This window comes from Burkholderia sp. MSMB2157WGS (genome assembly GCF_001532755.1).
In the GTDB taxonomy this organism is placed as follows: Bacteria; Pseudomonadota; Gammaproteobacteria; order Burkholderiales; family Burkholderiaceae; genus Burkholderia.
On sequence record NZ_LPJG01000021.1, the window covers coordinates 314,539 to 341,182 of the forward strand.

Below are 26,644 nucleotides of genomic sequence, written 5' to 3' on the forward strand. Positions count from 1 at the left end.
CGATTCAACCGATCCGACCATGGAGACTGCAATGAGCTACAACGAAGCGAAGTTCTGGCATCCGATGCTGCACCCGAACGAAATGAAACAGCGCAAGCCGATCCGTATCGTGCGCGGCGACGGCTGCTACGTGTTCGACGAGGAGGGGCGCAAGCTCGTCGACGGCGTCGCGGGCCTGTGGAACGTGAACGTCGGCCACAACCGCCAGGAAGTGAAGGACGCGATCGTGCGTCAGCTCGACGAGCTCGAATACTTCCAGCTGTTCGACGGCATTTCGCATCCGCGGGCCGAGGAGCTGTCGAAGAAGCTGATCGACATGCTCGAACCGGAAGGGATGCGCCGCGTGCTGTACAGCTCGGGCGGCTCCGATTCGATCGAGACCGCGCTGAAGATCGCCCGCCAGTACTGGAAGGTGCGCGGCCAGGCCGATCGCACGAAGTTCATTTCGCTGAAGCAGGGTTATCACGGCACGCATTTCGGCGGCGCGTCGGTGAACGGCAACACGGTGTTCCGCCGCAACTACGAACCGAACCTGCCCGGCTGCTTCCACGTCGAGACGCCGTGGCCGTACCGCAACCCGTTCACGCAGGACCCGGACGAACTCGGCCGGATCTGCGCGGAAATGCTCGAGCGCGAGATCCAGTTCCAGAGCCCGGACACCGTCGCCGCGTTCATCGCGGAGCCGATCCAGGGCGCGGGCGGCGTGATCGTGCCGCCGGCCAATTACTGGCCGCTGGTGCGCGAGGTGTGCGACCGCTACGGCGTGCTGCTGATCGCCGACGAAGTCGTGACGGGCTTCGGCCGCAGCGGCAGCCTGTTCGGCAGCCGCGGCTGGGGCGTGCGCCCGGACATCATGTGTCTCGCGAAGGGGATTTCGTCGGGCTACGTGCCGCTCGGCGCGACGGTCGTGAACGCGCGGATCGAGGACGCGTTCGCCGCGAATGCCGATTTCGGGGGAGCGATCATGCACGGCTACACGTACGCCGGCCACCCGGTCGCATGCGCGGCCGCGATCGCGAGCCTCGACATCGTCGTGAAGGAAGACCTGCCGGCGAATGCGGCGAAGCAGGGCGCGTATCTGCTCGAAGCGCTGCAGCCGTTCGCGGAACGCTTCGCGGCGGTCGGCGAGGCGCGCGGCAAGGGGCTGATGCTCGCGCTCGATCTCGTCGCGAACAAGGACACGCGCGAGCCGATCGATCCGCTGTCGGGCTATGCGAACGCGGTCGCGGAAGTCGCGCGCGAGAACGGCGTGCTGGTGCGTCCGGTCGGCACGAAGATCATCCTGTCGCCGCCGCTCGTGATCCAGCGCGAACAGCTCGACCGGATCGTCGATGCGCTCGCGGCCGGCTTCGAGGCCGTACCGTTCGCATGACGGCGTGACCGCATGACGGCAAACCCGCGGCGGAGGGTAAACGCCATCGCGGGTTTGCCGATTTGCGCTATGACCGGATTATTTTGCCTGCGTATTTTTTCGACATCGGATCACGCCGTGATCGACAAGGGGCCCGGGTCTCGTCGTGCTGAAGCACCGCCCGCCCGGGGCCAACCGCAGAGCATCCGGCCCCGGCCGCCGACGAAGCGCCGGTTCGGGCCCACCTACGAAGGAGACAACGATGTCGGGATGGTCGGGAATGACCGGCGCCGCGGGCGATACGCCCGCCGGCTCGCCGGCTGAAGCGGGCGGCGGCGCCGCATTGAAGGCCGGTGCGGTCGGTTTCCCGACCGCGCTGGCGAGCGCCGTCGGCCTCATCATGGCGAGCCCGGTGATCCTCACCGCGACGTCGGGCTTCGGGATGGGCGGCTGGGCGTTCGCGGTCGCGATGATCGTCGCGTTCGTGATGATGCAGGCGCAGGCGACCACGTTCTCCGAAGCCGCCGCGATGCTGCCGACGGCCGGCTCGGTTTACGATTACCTGTCGTGCGGGCTCGGCCGCTTCTGGGCGATCACCGGCACGATTTCCGCGTATTTCCTCGTGCACGTGTTCGCCGGCACGGCGGAGACGATCCTGAGCGGCATCATGGCGCTCGTAAACTTCGAATCGCTGAACGCCGCGTTCGAGAAGCACAACAGTTCATGGCTCGTCGGCGTCGGCCTCGTGATCACGTTCGCGATCACCAACATCGTCGGCATCAAGGTGTTCAGCAAGCTCGAGATCGTGCTGACGGCAGGCATGTGGCTGTCGCTGATGATCTTCGGGATCCTCGGGCTCGCGGCCGCGCCGGCCGTGCATCTCGACGGCTGGTTCGGCGGCTCGGAAGTCGGCACGTCGATCCCGGCCGTGCTGTCGCTGGTCGGGATGGCGATGTTCATGTTCGTCGGCTGCGAGTTCGTCACGCCGCTCGCGCCGGAAATGAAGGCGCCGGGCCGCACGATCCCGCGCGCGATGGCGCTCGGCCTCGTCGGCGTCGCGATCTGCATGTTCCTGTACGGCGCGGCGATCCGCCGCCAGGTCGCCAACGTGCCGGTGAGCCCCGACGGCCTCACGCACCTGCTCGACACGCCGGGCGCGATTCCCGCGTTCGCGCTGCAGGTGCTCGGGCCGTTCGGCCGCGTGTGGTTCGGCATCGCGTTCCTGTGCGCGGGCGCCGCGACGATCAACACGCTGATGGCCGGGCTGCCGCGCATCCTGTACGGGATGGCGATCGACGGCGCGCTGCCGCGCTGCTTCGCGTACCTGCATCCGCGTTTCAAGACGCCCGTGGTCGGCATCGTCGCGTCGGCGATCGTGCCGATCTTCCATGCGTGGCTGATCAACGGCAATCTCGACAGCATCCTGCATCTGGTGCTCGCCGCGACCTGCGCGTGGGGCACCGCGTACCTGCTCGTCACCGCGTCGGTCGTGATGCTGCGTATCCGCCGCCCGGACCTGCCGCGGCCGTACCGTTCGCCGCTGTTCCCGCTGCCGCAGATCGTGTCGAGCGTCGGTATCGTGCTCGCGATCTGGTACATCACGCCGCCCGGCATGAACCCGCGCGACATCTACGTGCCGTTCGGCGCGATGCTCGGGCTCACCGCGCTGTACGCGCTGTTCTGGACGCTCGTCGTGCAGCGCCGGCATCCGTTCAAGCCGGTGCCAGTCGAGGACGTGCTGCGCAACGAGCACGTCGCGCCGTGAAGGCCGTGCTCGCCCGGTGGCGCGCGGCGCCCGATGCGCCGCCGCCCGGTCACCGCCCCGGCGCGATCGCCGCGCGCGTGCTCGCCGATCTGCGGGCCGTGCGCGATGCCGACGGCGGCGTCGGTGGCGTCACGGCGCGGCTGTCGAACGGCGTGCGCGTGAGCATCGACGAGTGCGTCGAGCGCCAGTTCCTGATGCATACGGTCGGCGTGAAGGTGACGGCAGCCGCCGACGGCCCGGCCGCGCGGGGCAGCGCGCGCGTGCGACAGACCGGCTGGCTGCGTCGCACCGGCATCGAGGCGGCGCCCGCGCCCGGATGCGACCCGCGCTTCGTCGACGCGCTGGCCGCATTGATCGCCGAGCCGGCGCTGGCCGACGCGCTGCGGCCGCTGCACCTGACCGACTGCGCGATCGACGCGCGCGACGGCCGCTGGATGCTCGCGATCATGCCGTTCGGCGGCAGCGAGGTCGTGAACCGGATGCCGTCGTTTCGCCGCTATGTCAGGCTGATCGACGAGCAGGCCGCCGCGCTGTCGGCGGCCTGTCTCGCGTTCGAAACCGCACTACGCAGGATTTTGCGAGGGTAAGCTATGGCGATGCGTGCCGCGCGAACCCGGCGGCCGCGTCCAGCACCCGAGGGTTTTACCGGAGACGCCGATGCTGTTCCAGTCACGCTCGCACGAAGACGTGCACGATCACGGGCTCGCGATCGCGGGCTGGCATCAGGTCTATCGTCAGATGACGCCGGGCCGCTTCAAGGGCACCGTCACGCAGGTGCTGTACGACGATTTCCACTTCTTCCGCGAGACGACCAACCGGCGGGTCGCGCAAACGGGGCTCGCGCCGCTCGGGCGCACGTCGCTCGCGGTGCCGCTGTCCGTGCCGCTCGCGGGTACGTTCCAGGGGCAGCCGGTCGACGGCTATGCGCTGCTCGCGCTGCGCGCCGGCGAGGATTTCGAATTCCACACGCCGGAAGGGATGGGGCTCGTCGGGATCAGCGCGGCGTCCGACATGGTCGACGAGCTGTGCGAAGCCGAATTCGGCGCGGCCGCCGCGCGCAGGCTGCGGCACGTGACACGGCTGTCCGATGCGCAGGGCGTCGCGCTCGGCATGCGGTTGTCGGCGCTGATCGACGATGCCCAGCGCAACCCGGGCTGCCTCGAATACGCGGCCACCCGCAAGATGTTTCGCGACGCGATGCTCGGCATGTTCCTCGATGCGCTCGAACAGGGCATCGGCGTCGAGCGCCGCGACATCACGCACGCCACCTACAGCGATATCGTGAGCCGCTGCGAGAAGCATCTGCGCGAGCGGCCCGAAGAACCCGTCACCGTGCTCGAACTGTGCCGCGCGCTGCGCTGCAGCCGCCGCACGCTGCAAACGAGCTTTCAACGCGTGGCCGACGTCACGCCGGTCGGCTACCTGCGCACGATCCGGCTGAACGCGGTGCGTCGCCTGCTGCGCACGACGCCGGTGCAGCAGCTCGGCGTCGGCGAAGCCGCCGCGAGCTGGGGCTTCACGCATCTCGGCTATTTCGCGCGCGAGTATCGCGACCTGTTCGGCGAGCTGCCGTCGCAAACCTTGCGCCCCGAATGACGTTCTCCTGCCGCGACGGCGCCGTCGTGCGTCGCCCGTCCTCGTCACCGTTTGCTGATTTGGGATAGGGGTCCGGAATTTTCGCTGGATAAAGTCCTGCCACCCATATCGACAACGCCATCGATTTGCACTGCGAACCGATGAACATGGAGGGGCGGGACATGAAGAACGGACGACGACTGACCGCGGCCGCGGTCATGCTGGGTTGCGTGCACGCGCACGCGCAGACTTCGGGGAGCGTGACGCTGTACGGCACCGTGGACACCGGCATCATCTATTCGACCAACCAGCAGTTCACGCGCGCCGACGGCAGCACGGGCGGCGGCCATGCATGGCAGATGGGCGGCGGCAATCTCGTGCCGTCCCGCTTCGGCTTCCAGGGCGCCGAGCCGCTCGGCGGCGGCCTCGATGCGGTATTTACGCTCGAGCAGCAGTTCCTGTCGGCGAGCGGGCAGGCGCTGCAGGGCGGCACCGCATTCAGCCGGCAGGCATGGGTCGGGCTGCGCCAGGACGGGATCGGCACGCTCGGCCTCGGCCGGCAATACGACTCGTACACCGACATGCTCGGCGCGTACGTGTCGAGCAACAACTGGGCGACGCCGTACGGCTCGCATCTCGGCGACGTCGACAACCTGAACGCCGCATTCAACTTCAACAACGCGGTGAAATTCACCAGCGCCGATTTCAACGGGCTCACGTTCGGCGGCACGTTCAGCTTCGGTGGGCAGGCCGGCGATTTTTCCGCGAAGCGCGGCTATGCGGTGGCCGCGACGTACACGCGTGCGCCGGTGGCGTTCTCGGTCGGCTACCTCGACCTGCATCAGCCGCTCGACGCGGCGCTCGGCGGCGCGAGCGGCTATATCGGCGATTTCGCGTGCAGCAACGCGGGCGCGATGTATTGCCTGCTGCAGGATGCCGGCTCGATGCGCGCATTCGGCGCGGGCGGGTCGGTCACGTTCGGCGCGGCGACGCTCGCGCTGACCTACACGCATACGCGCCTGGGCGACAGCCGCTATTTCTCGAGCGCCGCGCAGCCGCGCACGCAGGCGTTCACGTTCGACGTCGGCGAGCTGAACGTCACGTACATGTTCACGCCGGCGCTGCAAGGCGGCGTCGCGTACCTCTTCAACGCCGCGCATACGGACGGGCGTGGCACGACGCGGTTCCATCAGATCAATCTCGGCACGAACTACAGCCTGTCGAAGCGCACGGCGCTGTATGCGGTCGCGATCGGGCAGATCGCGAGCGGCACGGGGCTCGGCACCGACGCGAACGGCAACGCGGCGAACTATGCGCAGATTCCGGTGCTCGCGAACAGCAATTCGAGCCGGCAGTTGGCGGTGATGGCCGGGATTCGCGTGAACTTCTGACGGCCGCGGCCGCGGGCATGAGGCGGGCGACCGGGCGAGCATGGCGCGCCGGGCCGCCCCCCGACCTCCGTCGCGTCGCGGCGCGATCGATACGGCCGGCGCGAGCGGTACGACGGCACATGCCGCGCATCGGCATTCGCCGTATGCCACAAATTCTTAACGATCGGCGTGAACAATGGCGTTCGCATCAGGCGGCCAGCCGCGTCCCCCGCGTTGCACACGTGTGCAACGCCTGGCCGTCCCGCCACCACGCCGAACGAGAGAGACCTCATGACCTTGCCGAGCCGCCTGCGCGCGCTGTCCGTCGCCCTTGCGCTGTCCTTCGCCGCCATGCACGCCGTGGCCGCCGATCTCGTCATCGCAGGCCGCGACGACATCTACGGCAAAGGGCTGACCGACGCCATCGCCGGTTTCAACAAGCTGCATCCGGGCACCGAGATCGAACTGCTCAAGCTGCCGAACGCGAACCTGTACCAGAAGCTCAAGCTGTCGATGCGCGAAGGCACGGGCGCTTACGATCTCGTGATGATGGACGACACGTGGGCGCCCGAATTCATCGGCAACGGCTGGCTGAAGCCGCTGCCCGCGTCGCTCGCGGACGCCGATCTCGTGCCGTCCGCCGTCGCGCTCGGCCGCAATGCGGCCGGCGCGCTGTACGCGCTGCCGATCGTCGGCAACGTCGAGATGTTCGCGTACCGCAAGGATCTGCTCGCGAAGTACAAGCTGCAGCCGCCGCGCAACTGGGACGACGTGCTGAAGATCGCGCAGACCGTCGGCGGCGCGGACAAGAGCGTCTCGGGCGTCGTGTTCCGCGGCACGAAGGGCAATCCGGTCGTCACGGGGTTCCTGCCGATCCTGTGGGCGTACGGCGGCGACGTGTTCGACCATGCCGGCAACGTGACGATCGATTCGCGCGAAGCGCAGGCTGCACTGAAGACGTTCCTCGCGCTGAAGGCGTTCGCACCGAAGGACGTCGACGTGTACGGGGCGGCCGAAGTGCGCGACGCATTGCAGCGCGGCACGGCCGCGCAGTCGATCGAGGTATGGCCGGCGTGGGTGCCGGCGCTCGACGATCCGAAGCAGTCGCGCGTGGTCGGGCAGATCGCGCTGCAGCCGCCGCCGGGGCAGACCGCGGGCCCGGCGCCGATGCTCGGCATCTGGCAGATGGGCATTCCGAAGGACGCGCCGCACGCGAAGCTGGCGCAGGACTTCCTCGCTTACCTGAGCGCGCGCGATACGCAGACGCGCCTCGCCGGCATCGGCATTCCGCCGACTCGCCGCAGCGTCTTCAACGATCCGGCGCTGGTGCGTCAGTACCGCTGGTATCCCGATCAACTGAAGGCGCTCGAGGCGGGCCGCGCGCGGCCGCGCGTGAAGGACTGGCAGCAGGTCGAGAGCATTCTCGGCGATCAGTTGCAGCTCGCGTTGACGGGGCAGGCCGCGCCCGATGCCGCGCTGCGCCAGGCGCGGCAGAAGATCGCGCAGGCGACGGCCGCGGCCGGCAAGTGAGCGCGCCCGTCGATCCGTTGGCCGGGCGTTCCGCATGAGAGCGTTCGGCCGCAGCCTGCCGTTCGTCGCGCTGCTCGGGCCGGCGCTGCTGGTGCTCGCCGCGCTCGCGCTGTATCCGGTCGCGCAGGTGCTGATCGACTCGTTCTGCCGGGTCGATTACGCGGCCGGCCGCCGCGCGTTCGCGGGGCTCGCGAATTATCGCGCGGTGCTCGGCGACGATGCGTTTGCGGCCGGCTTCGGCAACACGCTGCGCTTCACGCTCGTCGCGTCGCTCGCCGAAGTCGCGCTGGGCTTCGGCCTCGCGATGCTGTTCGTGCGCGCGTTTCCGGGGCGGCGCATCGCGCTGCCGCTCGCGATCCTGCCGATGATGCTGTCCACGCTCGTGTGCTCGGCGATCTGGCGCAACTGGCTGAACTTCGACGGTTTCCTCAACGCGCTGCTCGCGGCGTTCGGCGTCGACGGCGTGCGCTGGCTGTCCGATCCGCACCTCGCGCTGTGGTCGCTCGCGCTCGTCGACGTGTGGCAGTGGACGCCGATGGCGTTCCTGATCGTGCTGGCCGGGCTGCAGTCGATCCCGCAGGAACTGTACGAAGCCGCACGCACCGACGGCGCGAGCGAGTGGCAGTGCCTGCGCGACATCACGCTGCCGCTCGCGGCGCCGCAGATCGGCCTTGCGTTGCTGCTGCGCTCGATCGACACGTTCAAGCTGTTCGACAAGGTCTATGCACTGACGGGCGGCGGCCCCGGCAATGCGACGCAGACGCTGTCGACCTATATCTACGACACGGGCTTCCGCTTCTTCAACGTCGGGCCGGCGAGTGCCGCGTCGGTGCTGATGCTCGCGGCGTCCGCGCTGCTGGTCTCGGGGTACGTATGGCAGACGGTTCGCAAGCGGCGCGCATGACGACGCGATCGGCGGGCATATCTCGCGCGCGAACGGGCGCCGTATTCGGTTGCGTGGTGCCGTGGGCGCTGCGCATCGTCGCGCTCGCGCTGTTGCTGCTGCCGTGTCTGTGGATGGCAGGCGCCGCCTTCATGCCGACGCTCGAACGCCTCGATCATCCGTTGCGGATCTGGCCGGCCGCACCGACGGTCGAGCATTTTTCGTCGGTGTGGTCCAACGGCATCGGCGCGCCGCTCGCCAATTCGCTGCTGGTCGGCTTCGGCACGACGCTGCTCGCGCTGGCGCTCGCGTTTCCGGCCGCGTATGCGCTCGTGCGGCTGCGGTTTCCGGCGCGGCTCGACCTGCTGTTCCTGGTGCTCGTGCTGGCGTTGAAGCTGATGCCGCCGATCACGATCGCGGTGCCGCTGTTCGCGCTCGCGAAGCGGCTGCACCTGCTCGATTCGACGCTCGGCCTGATGCTCGCGTACCAGCTCTACGCGTTGCCGATGGCGATCTGGATGCTGCTCGCGTTCGTGCGCGACGTGCCGATCGAATACGAGGAAGCGGCGTGCATCGATGGCGCGGGGCTTGCACGGCGGCTCGTGCAGATCGTGCTGCCGCTGTGCGCGCCGGGGCTGATCGCGACCGCGATCTTCGTGTTCATCGCGGCCTGGAACGAATTCCTGATCGCGCTGCTGTTCGTGTCGACGCCGAGCCGCTTCACGCTGCCGCTCGCGATTGCCGGCTACGTGACGGAGAACGGCATCGACTGGGGCGACCTGATGAGCGCGGGACTGATGGCGTCGCTGCCTACGCTCGCCGTGGCCGGCTATGTGCAGCGCTATCTGTTGCGCGGGTTCGCGGGCGGGTTGAAGTGACGCGCGGCGCAGCCGTGCCCGGTTCCGCGCCGTCACGCGCAACTGGCCCGCACCACCTGCGTGACCGGTACGACGCAGGTGCGCGACGGGCCGTCGAACGTCTGCATCCGGTCGGCGAGCAGGTCGATCGCCGCGTGCGCGAGGCCGCGCGTGTCCTGTTGCAGCGTCGTCAGCCGATATGCGTCGTATTCGGCGGCGGGGATGTCGTCGAAGCCGATCACGCGCAGGTCGTCCGGCACGCGCAAGCCGAATTCGCGGCGCGCGACGTCGATCACGCCGAGCGCGAGCAGGTCGGACGAGCAGAACACGCCGTCGGGCCGTTCGCCGGTCGCCAACAGTTGCCTCGCGGCGTCGATGCCGCTGGCATGGGTGTCGGACGGCGTGTCGAGCACGCGTACGAGCGTCGCGTCGATCGCGTCGCGTTGCCCGATCGCCTGTTCGAACGCCGCGGCACGCGACCGCGCGCTGTAGCTCGCGCTGCGCGGCCCGACGAACGCGAGCCGGCGCGCGCCGGCCCGCACGAGCCGCTGCGCGGCGTGGACGGCGCCCACCGCGTTGTCGCTGACGACCACGTCCGCGCCCGGCAGATTCGCTTCGCGGTTGATCATCACGACCGGAATCCGGTGTTCGAGATACTGCTGCGCGACCGACAGCGGCGGCGATGCGGACGTCATCACGAGGCCAGCGATCCGGTAGCTGAGCAGTCGTTCGAGCGATTGCCGGACCTGGCGCGGATCTTCCGCATTGGTCACGAGCGGCGTGAGCGCGCGCTGCCCGAGCGCGGCCATCAGGTCCGACAGCAGCCGCGCGCGGAACGGGTTCTCGAACCCGGCCGTCACGACGCCGATCATGCTGCTGCGCTGCGTGATCATGTCGCGCGCGATCAGGTTGACCTGATAGCCGAGCGCACGCGCGGCGACCATCACGCGCTCGCGGGTTTGCGGTGCGATGCTTGCCGTCGGCGAGAACGCGCGCGACACTGCGGAGCGCGACACGCCGGCCCGCGCCGCGACATCCGACGCCGTCACCCACGGTTTTCTTTCCTTGTCACTCATCGATTCATGATTCCTTCGCGCCACGATACGTGCATGCCGCCTGCCGACTGGATGTCGGCGCTCGACGACGCGCGGCCGCTGCATACGCTGACCCTACCGGGCAGCCATGACACCTGTGCGTATACGGTCGACGATCGGCTGGTGCGCACGCAGCGTGCGCCGCTCGATGCGCAGCTCGCGCATGGCGTGCGGCTGCTCGACATCCGCTGCCGGCACGTGCGCGATGCGTTCGATATCCATCACGGCGGCATCGCGCTCGGCATGACGTTCGACGACGTGCTCGCGACCTGTACGCGCTTTCTCGATGCGCATCCGCGCGAATGCATCGTGATGTCGGTGAAGGACGAGTGGCCGGCGCATGCGTGCACGCGCGGTTTCGATGCGACGTTCGACGTGCATCGCGCGCGGCATCCGCGGCTGCGCTGGCATGCCGGCGGCACGCTGCCGACGCTCGGCGACGTGCGCGGCGCGGTCGTGCTGTTGCGGCGCTTTCGGAGCGGCCGGCCGCTCGGCATCGACTTGACCGCGTGGCCCGACAACGCGACGTTTACGATCGACCATCCGGACGGCGCCTTCGTGATCCAGGATGAATATCGCGTGCCGGTGGCCGCGTCGATCGCATGGAAGTGGCGCGCGATCGACGCGCTGCTGACGCATCTGCCGTTGCCGGACAGCGGCCGCTGGGCGCTCAGTTTCTGCAGCGGAACGGGGATGGGGGCGAATCCGTCGGTGGTCGCATTCGGCGATGGCCGGGTGCAGGGAATTCATGCGCGACTGGCCGAGCGCTTGCGCGAGCAGCGCGGCCCGTACGGCGCGGTGCTGCTCGATTTCTGCGACGACGACAACTGGGCGCTGGTGCGTGCGCTGATCGAATGCAACGATCGCGCGCCGGAGCAGGGCGGCTGGCGCAAGGCGTTTCGCTGCTAGTCAGCGAAGATTCGCGTTGAAGAACGCGAGTGCCTTGGCGTCGAGCGTTTCGTGGAACGCGGCGCGATCGAATCCCTTCGCGTCGGTGCAGATGTCGGGTGCGTCGTGGGCCAACCGTTCGGGGCATGGTGCGAGAAACGCGAAGTGCGCTGAATTCGGCACGACATGGAATTCAGGCCGTTGCGGTAGTAGCGCGGCCAGCGCGGGGGCCGTATCCGGCGTCACGCCGTCGCCGCCTTCCTCCGATGCCCAGAGTTGGATCGGCGCACGGATGTTCTTCACCGTATCCGAGGTTGGAAATTCATCGAGCGGATCGGCCAGCACGTACGCCTTGATGCGCGAGTCGTGCATCAGCGGCGCCTTCGGCAGGTCACCGGCCCGGATCTGCTTGCAGATCGGCCAGGTCGGATCAGGGCAGGCGACCGGCGCATGAGCGAAATCCGGATTGCCGCCGGCCAGCACGAGGCCGGTATAGCCGCCGCGCGAAAAGCCGAAGAAGCCGATACGTGCCGGGTCGATGTGCGCGGCATCCGGCGCGTGAGCGAGCATGTAGTCGACCAGTCGCTTGATATCTGCCGGACGCTCGACGAAGTTCTGCAGGTCGGCCGCGCGGCTCATGTCGGAGAACGTGTCGCCCGGATGGTTGATCGCCGCGACGACGTACCCCGCATCGGCAAGCGTTTCGGCGAGATCGTGATGGCCGACGAACGTGCCGCCATGACCGTGCGAGATCACGACGAGCGGCAGCTTGTCGCCCGCGGTCGGGCAGTCGCGACGTCCTTTCAGCGTGTAAGGGCCGATCGTGAGCGTTTGCATCGCCTCCGCGCACGGCGTCCACACGATCGCACGCAGCTCCGGGCCGGATGCATCGGCGGGGATCCGGACGAACTTGACACCGGCCGCGTGCGCGACCGTTGTGCACAGGCAGAGCAGGACAGCCGATAGCCAGGTTTTCATGTCGATTCCCGAGGCGACGGAGAAAGGGACGCGCGATGCGCGCCGGGCGGCGGCTTACCGCGTCGCGATCGCCACCGCCGCACCGGTCATCGCGGTCGCGCTCGTGCGGTTCGCGATCCGCTTCGCGCGTGCCGACGTGAGCAACGCACGCGCACGCGAAGCGAGCAGCGACCAGAAGCAGTCGGCAAGAATCAGGACCACGAGCATCGTGCCGACGAGTTCGGCCCAGGCGACCACGCCGACATGCGTCAGATCGACGATCGTCGGCAGCAGCGCAAGATAGAACAGCATGATCTTCGGGTTGCCGAGCGTGACCAGCATGCCGGCCACGAACATGCGCCACGGCGACTGGCCGGTCGGCAGCGCGTCCGTGCCCGCCGACGTGGGCGCGGTCCACATCTTCCATGCCAGGAACAGCAGATACGCGACGCCGAGCAGCTTGAGCACGATCAGGCCGGTCGCGAACGTGCGCACGAACGCGGACAGCCCCGCGACCGCGAGCGTGAGCCACAGCGCTTCGCCGAGCCACATCGCGGCGAGAAACGGCAGCACGTCGCGCACGCCGTTCGTCAGCACGCGGGCGACGAGCGCGGCGACGCTCGGGCCGGGCGTGCCGGCGGTGACGAGCAACGCGAAGGCGAAGACGGCGAGGGCGGACAACGTCATGGCAGGCCTCGTGGGGGGCGTTCGAAACGTCTGAGGTTTCGATTATAGTGACGGCCGTTCCAGACTGCCTGACTGAATTGTCGTCATGCCTGCATCGATCCTGATTCGCCCCGCCACGCGGGAAGACGCGGCCGCGATGGCCGCCGTGGAAGTCGCCGCCGCGCAGCGGTTTCGCGCGATCGGCATGGCCGATATCGCCGACGGCGAGCCGACCGATGCGGCTGCCGTGCTCGAGCGGATCGACGGCGGTCGCGCGAATGTGGCGGTCGATCCGCAAGGCGCGTGCGTGGGATTCGTGTTCTACCGGCTACTCGATGCGCAGCGGCTGTATCTGGAGGAACTGGATGTCGCGCCGTCGCATGCGGGGCAGCGGATCGGCGCGCGCCTGATCGAGCAGATCATGACGCGCGCCGCGCAAGACGGCATCGTTGAGGTCGTGCTGTCGACGTTCCGCGACGCGCCGTGGAACGCGCCTTATTACGCGCGCCTCGGTTTTCACATCATCGACGACGCATCGCTCGACGACGCGCTGCGCGCGATCCGCGCACACCACGTCGCGCTCGGTCTCGACGAAACGCGGCGCGTGTTCATGCGGCGCGCCGTGGCGGCCTGATGCTCGGTACGGACCGATTCCGTCAGCGCCGCGTGTCGCTCCCGAACGAACGCGACGCGAACGCAGCTTCGATGTACGCGAGAAAATCCGTCGCGGGGCGCGTCAACTGCAATCCGGGCGGCGTGAGCCGATAGAGCTGCAGCGGTGGTGGCGACAGCGGCAGCGCGAGCGGCGTGAGCGCCTGGCCGAACACGGTTTCCGACAGCGAGTGCCGGGTCCACGAGAAGATGGCATCCGTCGTGAGAAGCAGGCTGTAGAACAGCGCATACGACGTGCAGCGCGTGATGCAACGCGGCGCCGGCAGGCCCGCGTGCGCATGGAGCGCGCGAATGTGCGCCGGAAAATTGTCGCTCGGATCGGTGTGGATCCACTCGGCATCGCGTAGCGCGTCCAGGGATGTCGCGCCGGCGAAACGCCCGTTCTCGCGGGTGACGAATGCCGTGTCGAAGGTGCGGATCGGCTTCACGTCGGCGGACTCGGCGACCTCGCCGGTGATGGCCGCGAACGCGAGATCGAGGGTCCGGCTGTGCAACTGCTCGGTCAACTGGCTGAACGACAGTTCGCGCAGTTCGCACTCGACATGGGGCCAGTGGCGTCGAAATTCGGCATAGGCGTGGGCGAACCCCGTGACCGCGACGATCGGCGTGAAACCGAGCACCAGCCTGCCTTCGCGCAGCCCTTTCAGATGCGCGATGTCGTCGCGTGCGCGCTCGATCTCCCGCACGACCGCATGCGCGCGGCCGAGCAGGACGTCGCCTTCCGGCGTCGGCACGACACCCCACGGCTTGCGTTCCAGAAGCGCCACGCCGAATTCGCTTTCCAGTTCCTGAATCGCCTTGCTGACGGCCGGCTGGCTGACATGCATGGTTTTCGCGGCAGCTTTGATGCTGCCTGCGGTGGCCACTGCGACCAGCGCGCGCAATTGATGGGTTTTCATGATGCGGAGGATATAACCAAATCTTATCCGTATCAAAATTGATGTGTTTTTTGACCCGGCGCGTCTCTCCATACTTGGCCGCAGCGGTTGCGATGCAGCCGATCCAATGGAGCCAGACATGACGCAGGACTTTGCCCGGACGCTCGCGGCGATCCGTGAAACCGCCCCCCGCTTCGTCGCGATCCGACGCGACATCCATGCCCACCCGGAACTCGGTTTTGCCGAAAGCCGCACCGCGCGGATCGTCGCCGCGCAATTGACCGAGTGGGGCTTCGACGTGACGACCGGTATCGGCGGCACCGGGGTGGTCGGCCGGTTGCGGCGCGGTACGTCGTCGCGCACGCTCGGCCTGCGCGCCGACATGGACGCGTTGCCGATCCGGGAAGAAACGGGCCTGCCTCATGCGAGCACGGTCGCCGGGACGATGCACGCATGCGGTCACGACGGCCATACCGCGATCCTGCTTGCGGCCGCCCATCATCTGGCCGCACAGGGACGCTTCGACGGCACGCTGAACGTGATCTTTCAGCCCGCGGAGGAAGGGCTCGGCGGCGCAAGGCGCATGATCGAGGAGGGCTTGTTCGAGCGCTTTCCGTGCGAGCGCGTTTATGCGCTGCACAACGCGCCTGGCGTACCGGTCGGTCATTTCGCGTTGCGCTACGGCGCGATGATGGCGTCGTCCGATTCGGTGACGGTCACTGTGACGGGCAAGGGCGGGCACGGCGCGATGCCGCAGCACGCGTGCGATCCGATCGTTGCGGCGGCGAACATCGTGACTGCGCTGCAATCGATCGTCGCCCGCAACATCGATCCGGCCAAGGCGGCAGTGGTGACCGTCGGTACGTTCCATGCCGGCACGGCCCCGAACGTGATTCCCGAGACGGCGACGCTGCAACTGTCGGTCCGCTCGCTCGACGCGGCCACGCGCGACGAGGTCGAGGCGCGGATTCGCAGGATCGCCGACGCGCAGGCGCAGGCCTACGGGGCCGTTGCGCAGGTCGATTATCAGGCCATCTCGCGCGTGGTCGTCAACGATGCCGCCGCCGCGGATCTCGCGGTCGAGACGATCACGGCGCTGGCCGGCGCCGGCGCGCTCACGCTGCTTCCCGACGGTGTGATGGGCAGCGAGGATTTTTCATGGATGACGGAACGCGTGCCCGGGTGCTACGTGATGCTCGGCAACGGTATCGATTCGCACGGCGGCTGCTCGGTTCACAACCCGGGCTACGACTTCAACGACGAGGCGCTCGGCTGGGGCGCCGCCTATTTCGTCGGCATCGCGGAACGCTTCCTGGCCACGGTCTGACGAGCGCGTCGGCCAGTCGCGGCAATTCGGAATTTTCTCGCTGAAAAATAAGGAAAACGAATGAAGAAGAGGCTGGCATGGGGTGCGGCGTGTCTGGCGCTGGGTGCCGGAAGTGCCTGCGCGGTGCCGTATCAGGACGTACTGCTCGCGGCGGTGCCGGAGTTCAACGGCGGATTGAAGGAGGGCGTGGCGCTGTACGGCTCCGTCGACATGGGGATCAACTACCAGTCGGTGGGTGGGCGGTCGACGTGGCAGACCCAGAGCGGCGGCGAGTGGACGTCGAAATTCGGCTTCTTCGGGCGCGAGAATCTCGGCGGCGGGTGGCGCGCCGAATTCAATCTCGAAAGCGGCTTTCTCGCGAACAACGGCGCGCAGCAGGATACGCAGTCGTTCTTCAACCGGCAGTCGTGGATCGGCCTGATGTCCGACCGCTATGGCCGGCTGCGAGTCGGCAAGCAGATCGGCACGGGGTTGCCGCTGTTCATCGACGTGTTCGGCACCGTGGGCACCAATTCGGTTTACACGTGGCTCGGCGCGGCCGCCGTGCAGACCGCGCGCGGCGTCGGCTACAACAGCGACCTCGGACCGGGCGCGACACAACTGCCGGCACGCGTCGACAATGCGATCACCTATCGCACGCCGATCGTGGCCGGCACCACGATGCTGATGCTGATGTACGCGCCCAGCAACGTCGCGGGGCGCGCACCGGCGGCGTCCGCGCAGGGCGCACTGCTGCAGTGGTACAACGGCACGACCTATCTGGCGGCGAGCTACAACCAGGTGTGGGGCATCAACGGCGCGAGCACGGTCCGCAACGACCTGTACGGGCTCGGCGCCGTGTACGACACGGGGCGGCTCGTGCTGTCCGCGTCGTTCAATCAATATGCGCCGAAACTGGCCGGCGACGGGATCGCACGCGTGTACACCCTCGGCACGATCGTGCCGTTCGGCGTGAATGCGGTTCGCGCGTCGGTCGTCTATCGCGATACGTCGGGCGTACGCGATGTCGCCGGCCGGCCGGTGAAGGATTCGGCGCTTGGCGTCATGCTCGGCTACGACTACCTGTTGTCGAAACGTACCGGTCTTTACGCGCGGGCGGGGTTCATCCGCAACTACGGCGTGTCGACCGTTCTGCTGAACGGCAATCCGTTGCCGACCGACCCCGGCGGCACGACGCCGCGTACCGGCACGACGCCCGTGACGATGTCGCTCGGCATGTATCACAACTTCTGAACGAGGGCTTCGGATGAGCACCCTGAATCGCGCGGCTGCCGCGCAGACCATCGACGAACGACGCGCGATGCGGCGAACCGTCGCCGCGGCTGCGCTCGGCAACGGACTCGAATTCTTCGACTTCACCGTATACAGCTTCTTCGCGGTACTGATTGGCCGGCTGTTCTTTCCGGCATCCAGCGATGCGGGTGCGTTGATGCTGTCGTTGGCGACCTTCGGCGTCGGTTTCGTCGCACGGCCGCTCGGCAGCGTCGCGATCGGCGCGTATGCGGATCGCGTCGGGCGCAAGCCCGCGCTGGTGCTGACCGTCGCGCTGATGGCGCTCGGCACCGGCATCATCGGATTCGCGCCGACCTACGCGCAGATCGGCATCGCGGCGCCGCTGCTGATCGTGATCGGCCGGCTGCTGCAGGGTTTTTCGGCAGGAGGCGAGGTCGGGGCCGCGACGACGTTGCTGATGGAGTCGGGCGGCGCCCGCCGCAGGGGTGAACTGGTCAGTTGGCAGATGGCCAGCCAGGGCGGCGCGGCGCTTGCCGGCGCGCTCGTCGCGTTGACGCTGTCGCGCTGGCTGCCGCCCGATGCGCTGCAAGGCTGGGGTTGGCGTGTGCCGTTCGTGCTCGGCCTGCTGATCGGGCCGGTCGGGTTTTATCTGAGACGCCATCTCGACGACACGCTGCCGCACCCGGCTGCGGGCGCGCCGCGTGTCAGCCGCCGCATTCCGTGGCGGCAGGTCGCGGCCGGCACGTTGCTGGTGATCGGCGGCACGTCGACGATGTATACGATCGTGTTCTTCCTGCCGTCGTTCCTGACGCTGACACTCGGCATGCCGGCTTCCGTCTCGTTGCTGTCCGGCTGTACGGCGGGCGCGGTGATGCTGGCCGGCTCGCCGTTCGCCGGTCGGTTCGCGGACCGCCTGCGCCGCCGCAAGCCGATGCTGCAAACGGTGTGCGCGATCTCGACGGCACTCGTGCTGCCGGCGTTTCATGCGATGCGCACATGGCCGTCGGTCTTCACCGTGCTGGCGGTCGTGGTCGTGCTGATCGGTCTGATGACGCTGTCGAGCCCTGCGGGCTTCGTGATGATTCTCGAAGCCTTGCGACCGGAAGTCCGTGCGACGTCGCTCGGGATGATCTATGCGCTGGGCGTGACGATCTTCGGCGGTTTCGCGCAGTTGATCGTCAGCGCGCTGTGGCGTGCGACGGGCAGCTTCTATGCGCCGGCCTGGTACGTGCTCGGCGGCGGGGTGGCCAGTTTCGTCGGCCTCGCATTGTTTCGCGAGGAGACGGCACGCTGAAGCAGCGTGCCCAGGCGACGGGAAGGGCGCGGCGCACGGTCCGTGCGCCGCGCGTGTCGCCGGCCGTCAGGCCGCGTCGCTCAGCGCCGGGTAGTCGGTGTAGCCCGTTTCGCCTTGCGCGTAGAACGTCTCCGGCACCGGCGTGTTGAGCGGCGCACCGATTTCGAGGCGGCGCGGCAGGTCAGGGTTCGCGATGAACAGCTTGCCCCACGCGATCGCGTCGGCGCTGCCGTTCGCGAGCGCGGCCTGCGCGGTATCGAGCGTGAACTGCTCGTTCGCGATCAGCGGACCGCCGAACGCTTCCTTCAGACGCGGGCTCAACTGGTCGCCCGAATACGATTCGCGCGTGAAGATGAACGCGATCTTGCGGCGGCCGAGTTCGCGCGCGACGTAACCGAACGTTGCCGCCGGATCGGAGTCGCCCATCGTATGCGCGTCGCCGCGCGGTGCGAGGTGCACGCCGACGCGGCCGGCGCCCCACACGTCGATCGCCGCGTCGACCACTTCGAGCAGCAGGCGAGCGCGATTCTCGATCGGGCCGCCGTACGCGTCGGTGCGGCGATTGGTGCTGTCCTGCAGGAACTGGTCGAGCAGGTAGCCGTTCGCGCCGTGAATCTCCACGCCGTCGAAGCCGGCGGCCTTCGCATTCTCGGCGCCCTTGCGGTACGCGGCGACGATGCCCGGGATTTCGTCGAGTTCGAGCGCGCGCGGCGTCACGTACGGGCGCTGCGGACGCACGAGGCTCACGTGGCCGCCCGCGGCGATCGCGCTCGGCGCGACCGGCAGGTCGCCGTTCAGGAACATCGGATCGGAGATCCGGCCGACGTGCCAGAGCTGCAGCACGATGCGCCCGCCGGCCGCGTGCACGGCCTGCGTGATCTGCTTCCAGCCTTCGACCTGTTCGTCGGACCAGATGCCGGGCGTGTCGGCATAGCCGACGCCTTGCGGCGTGACCGACGTCGCTTCGGTAATGATCAGGCCGGCCGACGCGCGCTCGGCGTAGTAGCGCGCCATCAGCGCGTTCGGCACGCGCGTCGCGCCCGCACGGGAGCGGGTGAGCGGCGCCATCACGATGCGGTTCGGCAGGGTCAGTTCGCCGAGGGTAACGGGATCGAACAGCGTGGGCATGGCAGATAACCTCTTACGAAAGGCGGGAAAACCGTCGCGTCGTGTGCGGCGGCGCCCCGGATGGCCGGTTCGGCCGTTGGCTAGAGTTCGCGGCGCAGAGCGTCGAGAAATGCGTCGATGACGGCCTCGTTGCGCTGGAAGAACGCCCATTGGCCGATCCGCGTCGACGTCACGAGCCCCGCGCGCTGCAGCGTGGCGAGGTGGGCGGACACGGTCGACTGCGACAACCCGCAGCGCGCGTCGATCTGGCCCGCGCAGACGCCGTGTTCGTACGGCAGCGTCTGCTGCGGAAAATGCTCGCCGGGCGTTTTCAGCCAGACGAGGATTTCCCGGCGCACGGGGTTCGAGAGCGCTTTCAGGATCGCGTCGATGTCGAGTTCGGTCGGCATGGAAAGGCTGGGGTGTTTCGATCAGGCAACGGGTATCGTCGATGGGCGAATCTTATATCGTCTTTTTGCGATATGCTTGAAAGCACTGTCGGCAATGGGGTTGATAGCGTGCGCCGATCGCGGGGGCGGATCACGACGAGGGCACGTTCGACGCAGGGCGCCGGTGTCTGGCCATCGCGTCGACGATCTCGTATCGCCGCCCGCGTAACATACGTGGCATCGTGCTTTGCTTACGGAGTCTTTGATGCCAGTCCGGGCCGTGATATTCGATTTCGACCTGACGCTGGCGGATTCGTCCGCCGCGATCATCGCGTGCACCGAGCATGCGCTGGACCGGCTCGGCGCCGCCGGCCCGACGCCCGCGCAGATCGGCGCAGTGATCGGGCTGCCGCTGCCGGACATGTTCCGGTCGTTGACGGGAGAAACCGGCGCGGCGCGGGCCGATGCGTTCGCGCGGCACTTCGTGGCGCGCGCCGACGAGATCATGGTGTCCGGCACCCGCATCTATCCCGAAGTGCCGCCGCTGCTTGCGGCGTTGCGCGAGCAAGGGCTCGCCGTCGCGATCGTGTCGTCCAAGTTTCGCTACCGGATCGACGCGATTCTCGAACGTCACGGCTTGCAATCGCTGATCGACGTGCTGATCGGCGGGGAAGACGTGCAGCGCCACAAGCCGGACCCCGAAGGGCTCGTGCAGGCCCTCGCGCGGCTGGGCCTGCCTGCCGCGGCGGCGATCTACGTCGGCGACCACGCAGTGGACGCGCAGGCGGCCGAGCGCGCCGGCGTGCCGTTCGTCGGCGCGGTGAGCGGCATGACGTCGTTCGATGCGTGGGCGCGCGCCGGCAAGCAGGCGGTGCCGACGCATATCGGTGAACTGGCCGCCATCGTGCAGCAGATGCAGCGCCGCTCGGGCGACGCGTGCGCCGACGTCGAACCGGGTGCGCAACCGGCCGGCTGACCCGTTTTCCGCAACGGGCCGGCAGTGCGCGACGGATTCTGCGACCATCGCCGTTCAACCCATATCCGCCACCCGAGCCGCCGCCAATTCCGCCATGTCCGTCATATCCGTCGCCTTTGCCCGCCTCCGACGCGCGCGTGCGCTGTGGGCCGCCCGAGCCCTTTCATCTGCCGTTCCGCTTGCGCTCGCCTGCGCCGCGGCCGGCATGCTGGCCGGCGCGCAGCCGGCCGATGCCGCCACGCCCACGCAGCGCGAACGTCTCGAAGCGCCGGTCAAGGCCGTCGCCGACCAGCGGATGGCCGTCGACACGCCGCAGGGCCGCGCGATGCTGCCCGTCTACGCCGATCGTCCGCTCGACCAGGCCGCGCCCGACGTCACGCGCGTGTTCATCGTGATTCACGGCACGCTGCGTAACGCCGACGCGTATTACGCAGCGGGGCGCAAGGTCGTCGAAAAGGCCGGTGCGCTCGGCGCGGGCACGATGGTGGTCGCGCCGCAGTTCCTGACACGCGCCGACGTGCGCGCGTTTTCGTTGCCCGCACCGACGCTCGCGTGGACGCAGGAAGGATGGAAGGGCGGCGAACCGGCGCGCGAGCCGGGCCCGCTCAGCTCTTTCGCGGCGCTCGACGCGTTGCTCGCGCATTTCGCCGACCGCAGCCTGTACCCGTCGTTATCCACGGTCGTCGTGATCGGCCACTCCGCCGGCGCACAGTTGCTGCAGCGCTATGCGGTGGCCGGGCGCGAAGGCGACGCGCTCGCGCGGGCGGGCATCGCCGTGCGCTACGTGGTCGCGAACCCGTCGAGCTACCTGTATTTCGACGACGAGCGGCCGAATGCCGACGCGCTTGCAGGCGGCGTCTGTCCGCGCGCGACCGAATGGAAGTACGGGTTGAAATCGGCGCCGCCTTACGTTGCGTCGCAGGACGTGGGCGATCTCGAGACGCGCTACGTCACGCGCCATGTCGTGTACCTGCTCGGGCAGGCCGACACGAATCCCTACACGCATTTCATCGACCGCTCGTGCGCGGCGATGGCGCAGGGGCCGTACCGGTTGGCGCGCGGGCTCGCCTATTTCGAATACCTGAAGAAGCGGCATCCGGCCGATCTCGCGCAGCAGGTCGTCGAAGTGCCGGGTGTCGGGCATGACGGCCTCGGCATGTTCACGTCCGCTTGCGGGCTGGCCGTGTTGTTCGGGCAGGCGTTGCCGCCGTCGTGTCCGGTCGTCGCCGGCACGGCGCCGGACCTGCGCGCAGCGGGGCAGTGAGCCTGCATGCAACGCTCGCCCGTGACGAAAATCGATCGGGAAAATATCGGGAGAAGCCTGCGCACGGCTACGTGGTCCGCCGCCATACGCCGGGCGGCGATGGAGACGACGCCGGCCGTGCGCGACTGCGGGCCGGGCGGGTGTGGCCGGCGCAGGCGTCACGCGTCCGGGTACGGCGTGCCGTCCTTGTGCAGAAACCGGCCGTCGCGGCTCGGGCTCATCATGTCGATGTCCGGGCAGGTGATCACGTCGTCCGGCGAGCGCGAGCCGACCTCGAGATAGACGGCGACCGCACTCGATCGGTTGACCAGGTGATGACCGTTACCGGAATTTTTCGGAAAAGCCGCGCAGTCGCCCGCGCGCAGCACGGTCTCGCCGCCGTCCTCGATCAGCACGAGTTCGCCTTCGAGCACGTAGACGAATTCGTCCTCGTCGGAATGCCAGTGCCGCTGGGCCGACCAGCCGCCGGGCGGCACGCGCATCAGGTTGACGCCGAAATCGCGCAGGCCGCCGGCGTCGCCGAGACGCTGGCGGATACGCCGCGCGCACGGCGCGTCGAACGGCTGCGGATAGCCGCTGCCGCGGCGTTCGGGCACGGCATCGAGATCGATTTTTGGCATGAGCGACTCCATCTGACTCGCGGGCAAAGAGGGCGACGTTCATTGTAGGCGGCAGCCGCCCGTCGTTCGCCCGCGCGTGTCGTAGCGGGCCGCGTCATTCGACGGTGATCGTCTCCTTCATGTACGGATGAATCCCGCAGAACACCTTGTAGACGCCGGGCTTGTCGAAGCGGAACGCGTACGTCTCGTCCTGGTCGAGCGCCTTCGAATGAAAGATGCCGGCGTCGTTGACGACGGTATGCGGCTCCGCGTCGAGGTTCTTCCACGTGATCGTCGTGCCGGCCTTGATCGTGGTCGACATCGGCGAAAACATGAAGTTGCGGATCGTCACGAGCGGGCCGCTCGGGGCCTGCGCGAATGCGGCGGGCGGCGTGCCGGCGGCCGCGCCGCACAGGATCAGCATCGCGACGATTCGAGCGCGTTGGAAGCGGATCATGTCGTTCTCCTTATGTTTTGATCAGGCGAGCGTCGCATCGTGCAGCGACGACGCGACCGGATGGCCGGCGAATTCGACGGTCGTCACGCCGAGCATCGACGGCAGCCGGTCGTGCGGCACCGTGAGCGGGACGGGGCCCGGGCCGTTGCCGGCCGTCGGCTGCGGGAACGCGGTCGAGCGGGCGGTATGAAACGTCACGTTGCCCTCCACCTTCGACACGATCTGGTGGATGTGCCCGTTCAGGACGGTGACCGAGCCGAAGCGGCGCAGCAGCGCCATCGTCTGCGGCGCGTCGCCGGTGCCCCAGCCCCACGGTTCGTAGATGGTCCACATCGGCATGTGCGAGAACACGACGATCGGCGTGCTCGACGAACGGCCTTTCAGATCCTGTGCGAGCCATGCGAGCTGCTCGTCGCCGAAGCTGCCGAGTCCGTTCGGCTTGAAGTGCATCACGTTGACGAGGCCGATGAAGTGCACGCCCGCATGGTCGAAGCTGTAATAGCCGCGGTTGTCCGACGCCTTGCCGAACCGGCCGAAATATTCGGCGCCCGAACCGTCGGTGACGTCGTGTTCGCCGGGCACCGTATGCAGTTCCGGCACGCGCAGCGCGGACAGCAACTGCGACGCGCGATCGAATTCTTCCGGCTTCGAGAGATGCGTGATGTCGCCGGTATGGATCGTCAGCGCGGGCAGCGCAGGCATCCCGTTGACGAGGTCGATCGTCTGCTTCAGCGTGGCCGACACGTCGGGATTCGCGTCCTTGTTGAAACCGATGTGCGTATCGCTGATCTGCACGAACAGCGGCCGGCCCGCGTCGGCCGGGCGCGCGTCGCCGGTCTGCGCGAGCGCGAGGTCGAACGGGGTGAGGATGCCGCCCGACAGCGTGAACAGCGTGCCGAGCCCGCCGAAGGCCATGCACTGCAGGGCCTTGCGGCGCGACGGGCGGGTGGGGGTCGATGAAGACATGTGAGCCTCGCATTCGTGTGACGAAACCGGACGGCCGGATCGTCCTGGAATAAGCCGGCGCCTTCGCATGCGATACCGGCGAGGCGGCGCATTTATTCCCGACCGTTGCGAGATCGAATCCCCGTGTCGGCGGCCGACGGGTCGAGGCACGACACCCGCCGGATGACCTGTCAATGTCCTGTAAGTGACACGTCACATTTGCGTCACGACCGCCCGATAGCCTCCCACTCCGAATCACCTCTCCGGAGCCCTTCATGCCGAACCTCGCGGCAACGGACACGGTCGGTGCGGTCGGTCACCGCATGCGCACCTTCGGCCTCGCGCCGTTTTTTCCGATCATTGCCTGCGGCATCGCCGATGCCGGCATTCATCCCGGTGCCGATTTCCGCTTCGTCAAGGCGGGCTCGGTGCTGCCGTTCGCGCGGCCGGCCATCCCGGACCGGGCGCCGCACGGGCTGTCCTGATTCGCGCCGCGAGTGCGCCGCCCGGCCGCGCGGCACGCGACCGGACCCATCGATTTTCAATTCGACACAAGACGCTACCGATGGATATCAGTTTCGATCCGAACCGCACCGCCAACGCCTCCGCGTGGCGCGTGCTGCCCAACCGCTGGGATGCCGTCGCGTTTCCGCTGATCATCTGCGTGCTGGCGATGGCGATCGTCGGTTTTCACCAGACGATGGCGCCGATCGGCGTGCTGCAGACGCAGAAGATCTCGCTCGATCCGGCGAGCCTGCCCGAATATGCGTTGCGCACCACGCTGCGAATGCTCGCCGCGATGGTCGCGTCGCTCGTGTTTACGCTCGTCTACGGCACGCTCGCCGCGAAAAGCCGCCGCGCGGGCATGGTGCTGATCCCGATCCTCGACATCCTGCAGTCGGTGCCGGTGCTCGGCTACATCTCGTTTACGGTCACGTTCTTCCTCGCGCTGTTTCCGGGGCGCGTGCTCGGTGCGGAGCTGGCCGCGATCTTCGCGATCTTCACGAGCCAGGCATGGAACATGACGTTCAGCTTCTACCAATCGCTGCGCACGGTGCCGCGCGACTTGAGCGAAGTGTCGCGCGGTTTTCACCTGACGGCGTGGCAGCGCTTCTGGAAGCTCGAAGTGCCGTTCTCGATGCCGAGCCTGATCTGGAACATGATGATGTCGATGTCGGGCGGCTGGTTCTTCGTCGTCGCATCGGAGGCGATCACGGTCGGCAACCAGACGATCACGCTGCCGGGCATCGGCGCGTATCTCGCGCAGGCGATCTCGGACAAAAATCTCGGCGCGGTCGGCTGGGTGATCGTCGCGATGTCGGTCGTGATCCTCGCCTACGACCAGTTCCTGTTCCGCCCGCTGGTCGCGTGGGCCGACAAGTTCCGAATGGAGAACACCGCGTCGGGCGATGCGCCGCAATCGTGGCTGCTCGACATGATGCGTCGCACGCACCTGATCCATCAGTTGCTCGTGCCGGCCGGCTGGCTGCTGTCGCAGGCCGCCCGGATTCCGCTGCGACTGCCGGCGCTGAAGGGCACGCGTGCGCGCGGCGCATCGTCGCGCCGTTCGTCGCGTATCGGCGACATCGTGTGGGGCGCGTTCGTGATCGTGCTGACGGTGTACGTCGTGTGGCGCGTCGTCAGTTTCGTCGCGACCGGCGTGACGATGGCCGAGGTCGGCCACGTGCTCGTGCTCGGGCTCGTCACGCTGCTGCGCGTGCTGGTGCTGATCGCGATCGCGTCGGCGATCTGGGTGCCGCTCGGCGTGCTGATCGGGCTGCGCCCGAAGCTGGCCGAGAAGGTCCAGCCGCTCGCGCAGTTCCTCGCCGCGTTTCCGGCGAACCTGCTGTTCCCGGTGTTCGTGATCGTGATCGTCCGCTTTCACCTGAACGCGGATATCTGGCTGTCGCCGCTGATCGTGCTCGGCACGCAGTGGTACATCCTGTTCAACGTGATCGCGGGCGCGATGTCCTATCCGAACGACTACAAGGAAGCGACGAAGAATTTCCGCATCCGCGGCTGGCAGTGGTGGCGCCAGGCGATTCTGCCGGGCATTTTCCCGTACTACGTGACGGGCGCGATCACCGCATCGGGCGGCGCGTGGAACGCGAGCATCGTGTCCGAGTTCGTGCAGTGGGGCGACACGAAGGTCGTCGCGCACGGTCTTGGCTCGTATATCGCGCAAACGACCGCCGCCGGCGATTTCCCGAAGATCATCCTCGGCATCGCCGTGATGTCCCTGTTCGTTACCTTGTTCAACCGCCTGCTGTGGCGTCCGATGTACGCCTATGCGGAATCCCGGCTCCGTCTCGATTGAGAGTAAGCGCGATGCAAAATCCGACCGTTATCAACGCCCCCGTCAAGACGTCCCAGCCGCTGCAGCCGCCCCGGCTCGGCGAGGAAATCCTGCGCGTCGAGCACGTGAACCGCGGCTTCAACAAGACGCAGGGCGAGCTGCTCGTGCTCGACGACGCGAATCTGTCGCTGCGAGAAGGCGAGATCGTCGGCCTGCTCGGCCGATCGGGCTCGGGCAAGTCGACGCTGCTGCGCATCATCGCCGGCCTGAT

Annotated in this window: 27 protein-coding genes; 18 read left to right on the top strand and 9 right to left on the bottom strand. The window is 67.9% G+C overall.

What is annotated here, in order from left to right; all coding sequences use genetic code 11:
• Positions 1 to 31: 31 nt before the first annotated feature.
• The 8 genes from WT53_RS14830 (at position 32) to WT53_RS14865 (ending at position 9,352) form a co-directional block, all read left to right on the top strand.
• On the top strand, positions 32 to 1,372 hold the full coding sequence (locus WT53_RS14830) for an aspartate aminotransferase family protein (RefSeq protein ID WP_059502710.1): 1,341 nt from the start codon (positions 32 to 34) through the stop codon (positions 1,370 to 1,372).
• Between the two features lie 241 nt (positions 1,373 to 1,613).
• A complete protein-coding gene (locus tag WT53_RS14835) occupies positions 1,614 to 3,116 on the top strand; it encodes an APC family permease (RefSeq protein WP_059823116.1) in 1,503 nt (500 codons plus the stop codon).
• Positions 3,113 to 3,703, top strand: a complete 591-nt coding sequence (locus tag WT53_RS14840; protein WP_034204493.1) for a DUF3156 family protein — start codon at positions 3,113 to 3,115, stop codon at positions 3,701 to 3,703. The genes WT53_RS14835 and WT53_RS14840 overlap by 4 nt, the downstream gene beginning before the upstream one ends.
• Before the next feature lie 70 nt (positions 3,704 to 3,773).
• Positions 3,774 to 4,712, top strand: coding sequence for a helix-turn-helix domain-containing protein (locus WT53_RS14845; RefSeq protein WP_034204494.1), 939 nt, complete (start codon positions 3,774 to 3,776; stop codon positions 4,710 to 4,712).
• A gap of 161 nt (positions 4,713 to 4,873) precedes the next feature.
• On the top strand, positions 4,874 to 6,082 hold the full coding sequence (locus WT53_RS14850; protein ID WP_034204495.1) for a porin: 1,209 nt from the start codon (positions 4,874 to 4,876) through the stop codon (positions 6,080 to 6,082).
• 270 nt (positions 6,083 to 6,352) lie between these two features.
• Positions 6,353 to 7,591, top strand: coding sequence for an ABC transporter substrate-binding protein (locus WT53_RS14855; RefSeq protein ID WP_034204496.1), 1,239 nt, complete (start codon positions 6,353 to 6,355; stop codon positions 7,589 to 7,591).
• 34 nt (positions 7,592 to 7,625) lie between these two features.
• On the top strand, positions 7,626 to 8,495 hold the full coding sequence (locus WT53_RS14860; protein ID WP_034204497.1) for a carbohydrate ABC transporter permease: 870 nt from the start codon (positions 7,626 to 7,628) through the stop codon (positions 8,493 to 8,495).
• Complete coding sequence (locus tag WT53_RS14865; protein WP_034206143.1) at positions 8,492 to 9,352, top strand: carbohydrate ABC transporter permease; 861 nt, start codon at positions 8,492 to 8,494, stop codon at positions 9,350 to 9,352. Before WT53_RS14860 ends, WT53_RS14865 begins: the two co-directional genes overlap by 4 nt.
• A gap of 32 nt (positions 9,353 to 9,384) precedes the next feature.
• Here WT53_RS14865 and WT53_RS14870 read toward each other — a convergent pair whose 3' ends face one another.
• Positions 9,385 to 10,407: a LacI family DNA-binding transcriptional regulator gene (locus WT53_RS14870; protein ID WP_034204498.1), complete on the bottom strand. Its 1,023-nt coding sequence runs from the start codon at positions 10,405 to 10,407 to the stop codon at positions 9,385 to 9,387.
• Positions 10,408 to 10,413: 6 nt separating this feature from the next.
• On the opposite strand from WT53_RS14870, the gene WT53_RS14875 reads away from it, so the two are divergent.
• The gene (locus tag WT53_RS14875; protein ID WP_155294367.1) at positions 10,414 to 11,334 is read left to right on the top strand and encodes a phosphatidylinositol-specific phospholipase C; all 921 of its coding nucleotides are present in this window, start codon (positions 10,414 to 10,416) and stop codon (positions 11,332 to 11,334) included.
• On the opposite strand, the gene WT53_RS14880 is transcribed toward WT53_RS14875, so the two are convergent.
• Together WT53_RS14880 and WT53_RS14885 are read right to left on the bottom strand one after the other, a co-directional pair.
• Complete coding sequence (locus WT53_RS14880) at positions 11,335 to 12,291, bottom strand: alpha/beta fold hydrolase (RefSeq protein ID WP_034204499.1); 957 nt, start codon at positions 12,289 to 12,291, stop codon at positions 11,335 to 11,337.
• Between the two features lie 54 nt (positions 12,292 to 12,345).
• On the bottom strand, positions 12,346 to 12,957 hold the full coding sequence (locus WT53_RS14885; protein ID WP_034204500.1) for a LysE family translocator: 612 nt from the start codon (positions 12,955 to 12,957) through the stop codon (positions 12,346 to 12,348).
• A gap of 85 nt (positions 12,958 to 13,042) precedes the next feature.
• Between WT53_RS14885 and WT53_RS14890 the strand changes: the two genes are divergently transcribed.
• A complete protein-coding gene (locus WT53_RS14890) occupies positions 13,043 to 13,570 on the top strand; it encodes a GNAT family N-acetyltransferase (RefSeq protein WP_034204501.1) in 528 nt (175 codons plus the stop codon).
• A gap of 22 nt (positions 13,571 to 13,592) precedes the next feature.
• Here WT53_RS14890 and WT53_RS14895 read toward each other — a convergent pair whose 3' ends face one another.
• Complete coding sequence (locus WT53_RS14895; protein ID WP_230624755.1) at positions 13,593 to 14,702, bottom strand: LysR family transcriptional regulator; 1,110 nt, start codon at positions 14,700 to 14,702, stop codon at positions 13,593 to 13,595.
• Here WT53_RS14895 and WT53_RS14900 point away from each other — a divergent pair.
• Genes WT53_RS14900 through WT53_RS14910 form a run of 3 tightly spaced genes read left to right on the top strand, consistent with a single transcriptional unit; the run spans position 14,626 to position 18,340 of the window.
• The gene (locus WT53_RS14900) at positions 14,626 to 15,813 is read left to right on the top strand and encodes a M20 aminoacylase family protein (RefSeq protein ID WP_034204503.1); all 1,188 of its coding nucleotides are present in this window, start codon (positions 14,626 to 14,628) and stop codon (positions 15,811 to 15,813) included. The genes WT53_RS14895 and WT53_RS14900 overlap by 77 nt on opposite strands.
• 60 nt (positions 15,814 to 15,873) lie before the next feature.
• Complete coding sequence (locus WT53_RS14905; RefSeq protein ID WP_034204504.1) at positions 15,874 to 17,046, top strand: porin; 1,173 nt, start codon at positions 15,874 to 15,876, stop codon at positions 17,044 to 17,046.
• 13 nt (positions 17,047 to 17,059) lie between these two features.
• Complete coding sequence (locus tag WT53_RS14910; protein WP_034204505.1) at positions 17,060 to 18,340, top strand: MFS transporter; 1,281 nt, start codon at positions 17,060 to 17,062, stop codon at positions 18,338 to 18,340.
• Between the two features lie 66 nt (positions 18,341 to 18,406).
• Here WT53_RS14910 and WT53_RS14915 read toward each other — a convergent pair whose 3' ends face one another.
• Together WT53_RS14915 and WT53_RS14920 are read right to left on the bottom strand one after the other, a co-directional pair.
• Positions 18,407 to 19,468: an alkene reductase gene (locus WT53_RS14915; protein ID WP_034204506.1), complete on the bottom strand. Its 1,062-nt coding sequence runs from the start codon at positions 19,466 to 19,468 to the stop codon at positions 18,407 to 18,409.
• An 80-nt stretch (positions 19,469 to 19,548) separates the two neighbouring features.
• Positions 19,549 to 19,857: a helix-turn-helix transcriptional regulator gene (locus tag WT53_RS14920; RefSeq protein WP_011547377.1), complete on the bottom strand. Its 309-nt coding sequence runs from the start codon at positions 19,855 to 19,857 to the stop codon at positions 19,549 to 19,551.
• A gap of 244 nt (positions 19,858 to 20,101) precedes the next feature.
• On the opposite strand from WT53_RS14920, the gene WT53_RS14925 reads away from it, so the two are divergent.
• On the top strand, positions 20,102 to 20,812 hold the full coding sequence (locus WT53_RS14925; RefSeq protein ID WP_034204507.1) for an HAD family hydrolase: 711 nt from the start codon (positions 20,102 to 20,104) through the stop codon (positions 20,810 to 20,812).
• Positions 20,813 to 20,906: 94 nt separating this feature from the next.
• Entirely contained in the window at positions 20,907 to 22,076 is a 1,170-nt protein-coding gene (locus WT53_RS14930) for an alpha/beta fold hydrolase (protein ID WP_034204508.1), read from the top strand.
• 158 nt (positions 22,077 to 22,234) lie between these two features.
• On the opposite strand, the gene WT53_RS14935 is transcribed toward WT53_RS14930, so the two are convergent.
• The 3 genes from WT53_RS14935 to WT53_RS14945 form a co-directional block, all read right to left on the bottom strand.
• A complete protein-coding gene (locus WT53_RS14935) occupies positions 22,235 to 22,696 on the bottom strand; it encodes a cupin domain-containing protein (protein WP_034206145.1) in 462 nt (153 codons plus the stop codon).
• A 94-nt stretch (positions 22,697 to 22,790) separates the two neighbouring features.
• Complete coding sequence (locus WT53_RS14940; RefSeq protein ID WP_034204509.1) at positions 22,791 to 23,132, bottom strand: cupredoxin family copper-binding protein; 342 nt, start codon at positions 23,130 to 23,132, stop codon at positions 22,791 to 22,793.
• A gap of 21 nt (positions 23,133 to 23,153) precedes the next feature.
• Complete coding sequence (locus tag WT53_RS14945; protein WP_034204510.1) at positions 23,154 to 24,098, bottom strand: metallophosphoesterase; 945 nt, start codon at positions 24,096 to 24,098, stop codon at positions 23,154 to 23,156.
• Between the two features lie 254 nt (positions 24,099 to 24,352).
• Here WT53_RS14945 and WT53_RS14950 point away from each other — a divergent pair, with 254 nt between their 5' ends.
• From WT53_RS14950 to WT53_RS14960, 3 genes are all read left to right on the top strand, one after another.
• The gene (locus WT53_RS14950; protein WP_034204511.1) at positions 24,353 to 24,562 is read left to right on the top strand and encodes a phosphate transporter; all 210 of its coding nucleotides are present in this window, start codon (positions 24,353 to 24,355) and stop codon (positions 24,560 to 24,562) included.
• An 80-nt stretch (positions 24,563 to 24,642) separates the two neighbouring features.
• Positions 24,643 to 26,394, top strand: a complete 1,752-nt coding sequence (locus tag WT53_RS14955) for an ABC transporter permease subunit (RefSeq protein ID WP_034204512.1) — start codon at positions 24,643 to 24,645, stop codon at positions 26,392 to 26,394.
• An 11-nt stretch (positions 26,395 to 26,405) separates the two neighbouring features.
• On the top strand, positions 26,406 to 26,644 hold a 239-nt coding region (locus WT53_RS14960; RefSeq protein ID WP_156447881.1), incomplete at its 3' end, for an ATP-binding cassette domain-containing protein.

Bases quoted from the DNA above. Each gene is read 5' to 3' on its own strand.
- WT53_RS14845 (WP_034204494.1), top strand. From the start codon at position 3,774: ATGCTGTTCCAGTCACGCTCGCACGAAGACGTGCACGATCACGGGCTC.
- WT53_RS14935 (WP_034206145.1), bottom strand. From the start codon at position 22,696: ATGCCAAAAATCGATCTCGATGCCGTGCCCGAACGCCGCGGCAGCGGC.
- WT53_RS14930 (WP_034204508.1), top strand. From the start codon at position 20,907: ATGTCCGTCATATCCGTCGCCTTTGCCCGCCTCCGACGCGCGCGTGCG.
- WT53_RS14950 (WP_034204511.1), top strand. From the start codon at position 24,353: ATGCCGAACCTCGCGGCAACGGACACGGTCGGTGCGGTCGGTCACCGC.
- WT53_RS14890 (WP_034204501.1), top strand. From the start codon at position 13,043: ATGCCTGCATCGATCCTGATTCGCCCCGCCACGCGGGAAGACGCGGCC.
- WT53_RS14920 (WP_011547377.1), bottom strand. From the start codon at position 19,857: ATGCCGACCGAACTCGACATCGACGCGATCCTGAAAGCGCTCTCGAAC.
- WT53_RS14855 (WP_034204496.1), top strand. From the start codon at position 6,353: ATGACCTTGCCGAGCCGCCTGCGCGCGCTGTCCGTCGCCCTTGCGCTG.
- WT53_RS14895 (WP_230624755.1), bottom strand. From the start codon at position 14,702: ATGTCGCGTCGGATCGCGACGAAGCGGGGGGCGGTTTCACGGATCGCC.
- WT53_RS14830 (WP_059502710.1), top strand. From the start codon at position 32: ATGAGCTACAACGAAGCGAAGTTCTGGCATCCGATGCTGCACCCGAAC.
- WT53_RS14835 (WP_059823116.1), top strand. From the start codon at position 1,614: ATGTCGGGATGGTCGGGAATGACCGGCGCCGCGGGCGATACGCCCGCC.
- WT53_RS14850 (WP_034204495.1), top strand. From the start codon at position 4,874: ATGAAGAACGGACGACGACTGACCGCGGCCGCGGTCATGCTGGGTTGC.
- WT53_RS14875 (WP_155294367.1), top strand. From the start codon at position 10,414: ATGATTCCTTCGCGCCACGATACGTGCATGCCGCCTGCCGACTGGATG.
- WT53_RS14955 (WP_034204512.1), top strand. From the start codon at position 24,643: ATGGATATCAGTTTCGATCCGAACCGCACCGCCAACGCCTCCGCGTGG.
- WT53_RS14860 (WP_034204497.1), top strand. From the start codon at position 7,626: ATGAGAGCGTTCGGCCGCAGCCTGCCGTTCGTCGCGCTGCTCGGGCCG.
- WT53_RS14900 (WP_034204503.1), top strand. From the start codon at position 14,626: ATGACGCAGGACTTTGCCCGGACGCTCGCGGCGATCCGTGAAACCGCC.
- WT53_RS14870 (WP_034204498.1), bottom strand. From the start codon at position 10,407: ATGAGTGACAAGGAAAGAAAACCGTGGGTGACGGCGTCGGATGTCGCG.
- WT53_RS14915 (WP_034204506.1), bottom strand. From the start codon at position 19,468: ATGCCCACGCTGTTCGATCCCGTTACCCTCGGCGAACTGACCCTGCCG.
- WT53_RS14940 (WP_034204509.1), bottom strand. From the start codon at position 23,132: ATGATCCGCTTCCAACGCGCTCGAATCGTCGCGATGCTGATCCTGTGC.
- WT53_RS14885 (WP_034204500.1), bottom strand. From the start codon at position 12,957: ATGACGTTGTCCGCCCTCGCCGTCTTCGCCTTCGCGTTGCTCGTCACC.
- WT53_RS14925 (WP_034204507.1), top strand. From the start codon at position 20,102: ATGCCAGTCCGGGCCGTGATATTCGATTTCGACCTGACGCTGGCGGAT.
- WT53_RS14865 (WP_034206143.1), top strand. From the start codon at position 8,492: ATGACGACGCGATCGGCGGGCATATCTCGCGCGCGAACGGGCGCCGTA.
- WT53_RS14905 (WP_034204504.1), top strand. From the start codon at position 15,874: ATGAAGAAGAGGCTGGCATGGGGTGCGGCGTGTCTGGCGCTGGGTGCC.
- WT53_RS14910 (WP_034204505.1), top strand. From the start codon at position 17,060: ATGAGCACCCTGAATCGCGCGGCTGCCGCGCAGACCATCGACGAACGA.
- WT53_RS14945 (WP_034204510.1), bottom strand. From the start codon at position 24,098: ATGTCTTCATCGACCCCCACCCGCCCGTCGCGCCGCAAGGCCCTGCAG.
- WT53_RS14880 (WP_034204499.1), bottom strand. From the start codon at position 12,291: ATGAAAACCTGGCTATCGGCTGTCCTGCTCTGCCTGTGCACAACGGTC.